The sequence below is a fragment of the Cyanobium sp. Cruz-8D1 genome (genome assembly GCF_024345975.1).
Classification (GTDB): Bacteria; Cyanobacteriota; Cyanobacteriia; order PCC-6307; family Cyanobiaceae; genus Cyanobium.
On sequence record NZ_JAGQCD010000081.1, the window covers coordinates 1 to 6,105 of the forward strand.

Below are 6,105 nucleotides of genomic sequence, written 5' to 3' on the forward strand. Positions count from 1 at the left end.
GTCTGGGGATCCACAGGGGATTGGATTGGTTTCGCAGCCCCAAGCTCCCATGGCTCCCTGCCCACCCCATTGACTGAGACCCATTCTGTCGCAAGGGTTCTCAGACTTGTGTCGGGCAGTCAGGGTCACGGGACTCCCCGGCTGGTTGCCCCACCACACGGACCGACAGGTCAAGCGAAAGACACCGCTCCAGAGCGGGGCGGGTCAGGCAATAGCTGGGTCAGGCCCGCGTTGGTGGGGTCCCGGAATCATCAGTAGCAATAGCTGGTGACCTTCCCGGCTGAAACGCCGGCCCTTACTGCTCCTGCCATGGGTTCCTGGAATTCCACCGGTTCGATCCGCGGTCCGGAGGGGCCCAGTGGGCCCCAGGGCTCGCCCGGTGTGCTGGGCCCCCAGGGCCCGGCTGGGTCTCAGGGACCCCAGGGCCCATCGGGCTTGCAGGGTCCGGCCGGTCCGAGCGGCCCAACTGGTACGGCGGGTCCGACCGGTCCCCAGGGCATCCAGGGATCGGTCGGTGCCGATGGCCTGATCGGACCCCGCGGAACGGGCTGGTTCACCGGCACCGGTGCCCCACCGGCAGTCATTCCCGGCGCTGTCGATGGTGACCTCTACCTCGATCTGACGACGGGAACCGTCTACGTGCTCGGGCCGATTCGCGTGGCCGATCTGCCAGCCATCGGCACGACCTTCCAGGGCGGCTTCTACGCCGGCCTGATCAGCCACACCGCCAACGGCGCGGCCACCCATGCCCTGATCGTGGCGCCCAAGACGGCCGGCTCACTGCTGAACGTGGCCTGGAAGAGCGCCAACACCACCAGCACAGGGACGACGAGTGTCTACGACGGTTGGGCGAACAGCGAGGCGATGAACAACGCCAGCCATCCGGCCGCGCAGTTCTGCCGCTCGCTCAACATCGGCGGCTACGACGACTGGTACCTGCCCGCCACCCAGGAGTGGGATGTGCTGTACCGAGCCTTCAAGCCGGAGGCGACGGCCAACGGCACCTATTCGGGAGCGGGCTATGGCGCCAACCCCTATGCAGTTCCCCAGGGCGGCAACTACAGCGACAGCAATCCGGCCCTGACGGGAGTGCTGGCGTTCCGCGCCGGTGGGGCGGAGACGCTCAAGCACTTCGATGAGGTCTACGGCGACGATCCTTTCTTCCACTGGACCTCCACCCAGGCCGCCACTGGCACGGCTTTTCAGCGGACCACCTTCATGGGCACCCAGTTCGCCGAGGCCAAGACGAGCGCCACGGCCACCCAGGTGCGGGCGATCCGACGCATCCAGGTGTTGCCGTAACCAGCGAGGAGGAGAGAAGCGATGGCCAACTGGCTGCCGCGCACCCAGGTCTCCGGTCAGCGGATGAGTATGAGCGCCACCACCACGTCCCTGCTGCCGGGGGCCAGTGCCTTGCTCGATCTGCCGGGACTGGGGCGACTGGGCCATTTCCTCGCCGTCAGCACCGATGCGCCGGGCTGGGTGAGCTTCTACAGCTCCGTTGCGGCGCGGGAGGCCGATGGCAGCCGCCCGATCACCCAGGACCCAGCGCCCGGCAGCGGGGTGCTGCTCGATCTGGTCACCACCACCGCCGCCCTCACGATCCCCGCTCCGCCGGGCGGCACCTACTTCTCAACCGACGGAGGCACGTCCCCCAACAGTCCCCCGCTGCTGCGGGCGTTGGTGCGCAACACCGGCACCGCCCAGGCCGCCATCGCCCTCACTGTCACCGCCGTCGTGCTGGCGCCCTGAGATGAGCCGAACCCTGATCGACATCAGCCGCCTCGGCACCGACACCACCTGGCCCTGAGCCACTGGCGGGAATGCAACGAGCTGCACTTCATCAGCGGCCTGCCGCCCCAGGGCCAGCCCCATTGGGGCCTGCAGCTGATCACCGGCACGGCGGACTTCATCCGCCACTTCCCGCCGATGAGCGCCATGGGTGCCCGCCAGCACCCTCAGCAGGGGCCGCTGCTCTCCAGCTCCGGCGGTGGCGGAGGCGGGGGTGAAGGGAGCGGTGCTCTGGCCAGGCCCACCACGGGGTTGCTCTGGCCTCGGGGGGTGTGAGACCACCCCTTTTGGGGGTAATATGACTCAACACTTGAGTTGTACTACCCGCTCTGGGGGTGCAACTGATCCAGTCATGAACCCCGTCCTTGAGGCGATTTTCGGCAACCGCACGGCGGCATGGGTGCTGTTGTTTTTGCAGTGCTATGGCGAAGGACATGCCCTCCGCATCGCCAAGACCTTCGGTTTTGGGTTGAATATGACCCAGCGTCAGCTGAAACGCCTCGAAGAAGAGGGTGTGCTGGTGAGCCGCCTGGTGGGCAACATCCGCCTCTTTTCCTTCAATGATCGGAATCCAACTGTGCGCAACCTCAAGGAGCTACTAGAAGCCGAGCTCAAGTTGCTACCTAATGAACAAGTTCAGCAGTATTTCCGAGAGCGGCAACGTCCGCGCCAGTCGGGCAAAGCCTTGGTCCATCATGGCTGAAATCACAGAAGCCACCAGCATTGAGGAACTGGCGGTGATCATCAGCGAGGCATTGGAGGCTGCTGGGATCACCGCCACCTTGTCGGGCGGTGGGGCGGTATCGATCTACAGCCACAACCAGTACATGAGTCATGACCTTGATTTTGTGACTTCAGCGGACCCCAAGAGCCTGCTCAAGGCGATTGCTCCCTTGGGCTTCGTCCAGGGTTCAACCAAGCGGCTCTATGAACATCCACGTACGACGTGGTTGGTTGAATTCCCTGCCGGTCCCCTCGCCTTTGGAGATCTCTATATTGGGGACCCTCGATCAATCGACAGTCTTCTGACTGTGCATGGATCCTTGCGCGTAATCACGCCAACCCTTTGCGTGATCGACCGATTAGCGGCTTACTTTCATCATTGTGATCGGCAATGCTGGGATCAAGCAGTCATTGTTTGCAGAAGCCATTCGATTGACTGGGATGCGATTGTCAGCTGGGCAGAAAACGAGAGGCCGGAGTTTAAGGAGGTCCAGAGATTGCGGGCAGAGGCAGATTCGCAGGCATGACGATCTCCATCGGAACGAGCCCCCCCTCACTAGGGAGTGGCTGGTGCCCAGAACCGAGACAACAAACGTATCGACCACACCGCCATGGAAGTGGTCCATTGGCCCAGATTGGGCATGACGGCCTATCCAGGCCACCCGCCAGGCCCCTACCGGGCCCGCACCAACCTGCCGCGCACCTGCTTCCGCTCCGAGCGCCTAGCCGGTAGGGGCGATCCGCGCAGGATGGCTTCGATGCGCTCCACCAGATACTTGGGCACCATCCCACCGGCCACTTGCTCGCGGGGCAGCAGGAAGGTGGCTCCAGCCAGCGGATTCCACTGGGCAGATTGCTGATGCAACAGCCGGCCGCCCTTGCCGCTTTTCTCGAACCGCACGAGTAACCCATGATCGGGGCAGGCATGGAGGGTGACGCGCCAGCGGATCCGGCTCTGGAGCACCTCGACTTGGGCCATGCCCATAGCGTTTGAAGACCGGACCCAGGGCAGCCTCTTCAGCCAGGAGGCGGCAGGGCCTATTAAAAGTCTCAAGCTGAGATCGTTTGTGGGCTTTCCTGTCCATGGCAGCGCATCAGCCGCAGCAAGAGTGCCACGTTGTGGCTGACGGGCTCGGTGCCGTCAGCGATGGAATGAAACCCGTTGAGGCGCAACAGGTTGAGCGCCAGGGTGCGTAGCCCTGCCAGCACCTGCACCCCGTTACGTTCCCGGTAGCGGTGGGCGTCCTCACGCCGCTGGGTGTCGCGGACCCAGTGCCAGGAGTTCTCGATCGACCAGCGGTCCCGCACGTTCTGCAGCAACGCTTTTGCGGTGGTGCGCAGACTGGTGACGTAGTAGCGGGTCTCATCAATCGGCCTTCCTTCACGCGTGCCGACGGACCGCACTGCAATGATCAGGGCGCTGCCTGGCCAGATCTCCTTGATCGTCGTGGGGGCTTCCATTGCCCTCAGGGTCCAGGTGCTGGTGCGCCCATGGCCGCGTTCCGACGCGCTGGCCTGAAATGGCTGCCGCTTGCCGTAGGTCAAGCGATCCCGGATCAGCTGAAAAGCCTTTCTCCGACTGCCTTTGATGGCAATCAAGAAGTCGGCGCCCTGCTCCGCAAGGAAAAGAAAAACGGTCGATTCCCGTGCAGGGCAACTCCTTCGGAGAAGGCTTCGCCTACCGCCTGCACCAGCACGTCGGTGAGCTCGATGCCGCTGAGGAGCCGCTGGAGCGCCGCCGTCTCGCTGCTCTCGTCAGTGGCGTAGGTGGTCTGAGCTATCGCCACACCCAGCTGCTGGGAATACAGGCTCACCTGGGCAATGAACGTCGCTGCGGCACCAGTCTTCTGATCGATCGAGCCGCGCAGCGTCTTGCCAACCGCTTCGCGGAAGCCCAAGGGCTACGCACACGAGAGACTCGACGCCATCAGCCAGGGCGGGCTGCTGTCTCATCCACTGGAGCAGCAGAGCCTCAAACGCCTCCACATCGAGCTGCAGGAACAAGTAACGGAACGTGGAATCCGACGGGGGCTTGCCGATCTCCAGGCCGAGAACCTCATTGAGCAAGGCAAGGTGGCGCTTGGCAAACCGCTCCATGCCGACCAAGGAACCCTGCCCACTGACGATGGCCAGGATCGCCACCAGCAGCATCCACCACTGCGGATAGCGCACCCCGCGGCGCATCCTGCAGCTGGGCAAGGCCTTCAGCAGGGTGATCAGATCGGCAGCAGCATCAGGCTCGGCAGGATCGAAAGAGACGGGCATGGGGAAGGTCCATTCCCGTGGACCGAATCCCATGCTGACAGGATCAGCCAGGCTTACTGTGGCAGACTTTTAATAGGCCCTGCAGGAGGCGGGCTGTTGAGGTGTTAAAATTATACTTAAATTCGGCCAATCGTTGGGGATGACGAGCAAAGAAGCCTCTGGGCTGAGCAGGGAGCAACAGATTCTTGACTTCATCAGTTCAAGGCTGCGGAGAGCTGGCGCAGTCTTTGCCGATGCAGATCTTGCGTCTCTTGATATTGACAGTGTTGGTATCGATTCGCTCGAACTAACGGAATTGATCATGGAGCTTGATGATCAGTTCCAGGTGGTCATCGACGATACCGTTCTAACGGGAAGCACAACAGTCGCCGAGTTGGCTTCCGCTGTCGCCCAAGGGGCAGGAGGCGAGCATGGCGGTTGATTATCTTCGCCTCATCCAGGTTTTTGCCCAGTCCACCGGGTCACGCCAGCTGTTCTCTGCTCCGGCTGCCGATGGCCCGATCATGTCTTTATCCCTGGGGGACGGGGAGCAGCAGGCGCATTTTGTCTACGACCTGCCCATGTCCAAGCGGGTGCTCAACGAATCGGCCACCTTCGTCCAGGACCATTTCCTGGACAGGTTGCTCGCAGATTGTGATCCGATCAGGGTCCGATGGGTCAAGTTGTTTGTCGAGCAAAGTCCAGAGTTTCTGGATGGTCCCAGCCACACGCGGGTGAGGAGGGTCTTCAAAACCAGTATCGATCGCTATGCCGCAGCGGTTTCTGGGCGTCCCGTTGAGGAGATTGCTGATCTCATGGCGCGGGGGCTTGAGACGCCCGGTGTCACGGCGTTGGCCATCGCCAAATCGATTCTTCGCCTGCAATGGGTGCAGATTCTGCAGGCGGAATTGAAGCGGGAAATCGTGCTGGATGATGCCCTGTTGTTTGGGCCGGAAATCTTTACTCCATCAATTCGCATTAAAACCAGCGTCTACGCCCTTAAGAGTTTGCTGAAAAACCCGGCCACCTCTGCGAAAATTGATCAACTGCCCATTCGTTGATGCGAGGCCAACAGGAGCGCAGCGGCGCCTTGTTCTCCTACGTCTCGATCGAGGAGCGGATCCCGGCCAGCCATCCGCTCAGGCGGATTCGCAAGTTGGCGGACCAGGCCCTTGATCGGCTCAATCCCACTTTCTGCAGGCTGTACGCGTCAGAGGGACGGCCGCGTCCCTTTGCGTGGTGTAAATCCCGAGGCCCGAATGCCCTGATCAGAGGGTGAACAGAGTGGAATGACGGGCTGTCATTCCGGAGGTGCAGATGCGCCTCTTGCAGTCACGATGAAACGGG

At 62.3% G+C, this 6,105-nt stretch carries 9 protein-coding genes and 2 pseudogenes; 7 read left to right on the forward strand and 4 right to left on the reverse strand.

Translation table 11 applies throughout. From position 1 onward, the window contains the following. Positions 1 to 309: 309 nt before the first annotated feature. The 4 genes from KBZ33_RS20845 (at position 310) to KBZ33_RS20860 (ending at position 3,041) form a co-directional block, all read left to right on the forward strand. On the forward strand, positions 310 to 1,302 hold the full coding sequence (locus KBZ33_RS20845) for a collagen-like protein (protein WP_254955409.1): 993 nt from the start codon (positions 310 to 312) through the stop codon (positions 1,300 to 1,302). Between the two features lie 21 nt (positions 1,303 to 1,323). Further along, complete coding sequence (locus KBZ33_RS20850; protein WP_254955408.1) at positions 1,324 to 1,752, forward strand: hypothetical protein; 429 nt, start codon at positions 1,324 to 1,326, stop codon at positions 1,750 to 1,752. A 391-nt stretch (positions 1,753 to 2,143) separates the two neighbouring features. After that, complete coding sequence (locus KBZ33_RS20855; RefSeq protein ID WP_254955406.1) at positions 2,144 to 2,494, forward strand: hypothetical protein; 351 nt, start codon at positions 2,144 to 2,146, stop codon at positions 2,492 to 2,494. Continuing rightward, the gene (locus KBZ33_RS20860; protein ID WP_254955405.1) at positions 2,487 to 3,041 is read left to right on the forward strand and encodes a hypothetical protein; all 555 of its coding nucleotides are present in this window, start codon (positions 2,487 to 2,489) and stop codon (positions 3,039 to 3,041) included. Before KBZ33_RS20855 ends, KBZ33_RS20860 begins: the two co-directional genes overlap by 8 nt. A gap of 146 nt (positions 3,042 to 3,187) precedes the next feature. Here the strand turns inward: KBZ33_RS20860 and KBZ33_RS20865 are convergent, their stop codons facing one another. The 4 genes and pseudogenes from KBZ33_RS20865 to KBZ33_RS21955 all read right to left on the reverse strand — a co-directional run. Beyond that, a complete protein-coding gene (locus KBZ33_RS20865; RefSeq protein ID WP_254955404.1) occupies positions 3,188 to 3,493 on the reverse strand; it encodes a hypothetical protein in 306 nt (101 codons plus the stop codon). A gap of 71 nt (positions 3,494 to 3,564) precedes the next feature. Continuing rightward, positions 3,565 to 4,113: an ISAs1 family transposase gene (locus tag KBZ33_RS20870; RefSeq protein WP_254955403.1), complete on the reverse strand. Its 549-nt coding sequence runs from the start codon at positions 4,111 to 4,113 to the stop codon at positions 3,565 to 3,567. Further along, positions 4,110 to 4,412 (reverse strand): hypothetical protein, encoded by a 303-nt coding sequence (locus KBZ33_RS20875; RefSeq protein ID WP_254955402.1) that lies wholly within the window; start codon positions 4,410 to 4,412, stop codon positions 4,110 to 4,112. The genes KBZ33_RS20870 and KBZ33_RS20875 overlap by 4 nt, the downstream gene beginning before the upstream one ends. A 64-nt stretch (positions 4,413 to 4,476) precedes the next feature. After that, positions 4,477 to 4,812 (reverse strand): annotated as a pseudogene (locus tag KBZ33_RS21955) (transposase family protein); the annotation flags it as partial. Between the two features lie 106 nt (positions 4,813 to 4,918). On the opposite strand from KBZ33_RS21955, the gene KBZ33_RS20880 reads away from it, so the two are divergent. The 3 genes and pseudogenes from KBZ33_RS20880 to KBZ33_RS20890 form a co-directional block, all read left to right on the forward strand. Further along, positions 4,919 to 5,200 (forward strand): acyl carrier protein, encoded by a 282-nt coding sequence (locus KBZ33_RS20880; protein ID WP_254955401.1) that lies wholly within the window; start codon positions 4,919 to 4,921, stop codon positions 5,198 to 5,200. Continuing rightward, positions 5,190 to 5,819: a hypothetical protein gene (locus KBZ33_RS20885; RefSeq protein WP_254955400.1), complete on the forward strand. Its 630-nt coding sequence runs from the start codon at positions 5,190 to 5,192 to the stop codon at positions 5,817 to 5,819. Before KBZ33_RS20880 ends, KBZ33_RS20885 begins: the two co-directional genes overlap by 11 nt. Continuing rightward, positions 5,819 to 5,983 (forward strand): annotated as a pseudogene (locus KBZ33_RS20890) (IS5/IS1182 family transposase); the annotation flags it as partial. The gene KBZ33_RS20885 and the pseudogene KBZ33_RS20890, both read left to right, overlap by 1 nt. Positions 5,984 to 6,105: the final 122 nt, after the last annotated feature.

Coding starts and splice junctions, on each gene's coding strand:
- KBZ33_RS20845 (WP_254955409.1), top strand. CDS start 310: ATGGGTTCCTGGAATTCCACCGGTTCGATCCGCGGTCCGGAGGGGCCC.
- KBZ33_RS20850 (WP_254955408.1), top strand. CDS start 1,324: ATGGCCAACTGGCTGCCGCGCACCCAGGTCTCCGGTCAGCGGATGAGT.
- KBZ33_RS20855 (WP_254955406.1), top strand. CDS start 2,144: ATGAACCCCGTCCTTGAGGCGATTTTCGGCAACCGCACGGCGGCATGG.
- KBZ33_RS20860 (WP_254955405.1), top strand. CDS start 2,487: ATGGCTGAAATCACAGAAGCCACCAGCATTGAGGAACTGGCGGTGATC.
- KBZ33_RS20865 (WP_254955404.1), bottom strand. CDS start 3,493: ATGGCCCAAGTCGAGGTGCTCCAGAGCCGGATCCGCTGGCGCGTCACC.
- KBZ33_RS20880 (WP_254955401.1), top strand. CDS start 4,919: ATGACGAGCAAAGAAGCCTCTGGGCTGAGCAGGGAGCAACAGATTCTT.
- KBZ33_RS20885 (WP_254955400.1), top strand. CDS start 5,190: ATGGCGGTTGATTATCTTCGCCTCATCCAGGTTTTTGCCCAGTCCACC.